Raw genomic sequence first — 1,592 nt, forward strand, 5'->3', positions numbered from 1 at the left:
GTTCCAATTTTTCACTTTGTACTGGGCTTTCGTGTTCATATGCAGGGTTAGGCGGCGAGCGAACATAGGCGATAGGTAAAATTTACCATTTTGCCTATTCACGCAACAACGCCATTTTAAGTAGTAGGGGAGAGAAAGCAATGTTAGGTAAATGGCTTCCTGGTTTATTTGGCGGGAAAGGTGATGGAGTAGTATCAACGGATTTAAGAGTTGGGGATGCAACACAAATTGAGTGTAATTTACCTTCATCAATCCGCGATCGCTACACATTGCCAGCTTACACTACAGCACAGCAAATATTAGATGAGGCGGAAGTGGCTGGCACTCTAAAAGCACAGAAGTGGTTGCACACTAAATTTTCCCGGCATAGGCTCAAGCAGTTGCAATCCTTGGCAGAGATGTATAAAAACCAATTGGCATATTCCCAAGAAGCCATGAAGGTTGAGGAAGATTTGCAGCGAACCAGGGGATTACATGGGGAGGCAGTGATCCGTCATGCCTTTGGTTCCCAGGAACAGCAGCGTCAACTTGGAGGATACGAGAAAGCATTTGATGAAGTGGGAGATAGTTTCAGGTTCTAAGTTATGCAAATCAAGCTCTTTCATATAGGATATGCAGTGTGCGGGGTTGGCTTTTCTATGTTTATGGGTTATTTATCGGTTGCCAGCCCCGTTAGTAAGTACATTCTTTGGTTTATCGGCATAATCTCTATCTGCTGTATATTTCTGGGGTTATTCAACTTTGGCGGTTTAGTCGTTAAAGGTTTTGGATTTAACCGCAAAACTTTTACCATCGGCTTGATGCCTGGAGTGATATTCCTGTTTGTCTTTTTGACCTTAGTTGCAGCCGGTGTTGCATTGGGGGTGAGATAAGTTATGCCATTTGAATTACAACGTCTGACTGCCAGTGGGGTGATTCATGCAGAAAGGACTATCTTATGTTCTTTAGGAGCGAGTGCAGTATTATGCCTGTCTGCTCCTTTTTTCTTAAATACTGACCGGATAACAACCGGGATGCTGCTTGGTGCTGGAACGCTGAGTGCTGGCTTATTTGGAGTATCTGCCCAAATCAGCGAAGGCAAACAGAAAGTATACCGCTCTTTAGAAGAAGCTGACCTGAAATCACTTAAACAGCATTTACAAGGTGAAGCTGTTTATGATTATGTTACCACTGCGATCGCTGCCAAACGCCGAGTTGCTGATTACGTGAATCGGCTACCAATGCAAGAGCGCCCCCGGTGGATAGCTGAATATCAGTTGCAAGGGTTGGTTACACTCCCAGAACCACCAGCACAACAATCACCTTCACCGACTGGTATTCCCAATCCCGATATTGCTGACATTGATGAAGAATTTGTGCAGTCCGTGACTAATCCGGGTGCGATGAAAATTCTCCAAGCCCTAGCAGCAAATTATCCTGGTTACATCAGAATTGATGGTGCTTGGATTGATGAACTGTGTGATGCTGCATCTAATCAAGATATGACTCTTCGCAGTAATCACCATTTTTACCTTTCTGGTGGGACACAATCTGGCAAATCAACTTTAGCAGGGGTGATTATCAACAAAATTGCTGCAAAATCTCAAACGCCA

Annotated in this window: 2 protein-coding genes and 1 pseudogene; all 3 read left to right on the forward strand. The window is 44.2% G+C overall.

The features are described 5' to 3' along the window. Window positions 1–140 precede the first annotated feature (140 nt). Complete coding sequence (locus tag H6G97_RS51060; protein ID WP_190947775.1) at window positions 141–581, forward strand: hypothetical protein; 441 nt, start codon at window positions 141–143, stop codon at window positions 579–581. A 3-nt stretch (window positions 582–584) separates the two neighbouring features. Then, window positions 585–872: a hypothetical protein gene (locus tag H6G97_RS51065; protein ID WP_012412919.1), complete on the forward strand. Its 288-nt coding sequence runs from the start codon at window positions 585–587 to the stop codon at window positions 870–872. A 3-nt stretch (window positions 873–875) separates the two neighbouring features. Beyond that, window positions 876–1,592 (forward strand): annotated as a pseudogene (locus H6G97_RS51070) (hypothetical protein); the annotation flags it as partial.

The sequence above is a fragment of the Nostoc flagelliforme FACHB-838 genome, assembly GCF_014698065.1.
Lineage (GTDB): Bacteria > Cyanobacteriota > Cyanobacteriia > Cyanobacteriales > Nostocaceae > Nostoc > Nostoc flagelliforme_B.

Excerpts from the sequence above, each read along its gene's own strand:
- H6G97_RS51060 (WP_190947775.1), top strand. The coding sequence starts at position 141 with ATGTTAGGTAAATGGCTTCCTGGTTTATTTGGCGGGAAAGGTGATGGA.
- H6G97_RS51065 (WP_012412919.1), top strand. The coding sequence starts at position 585 with ATGCAAATCAAGCTCTTTCATATAGGATATGCAGTGTGCGGGGTTGGC.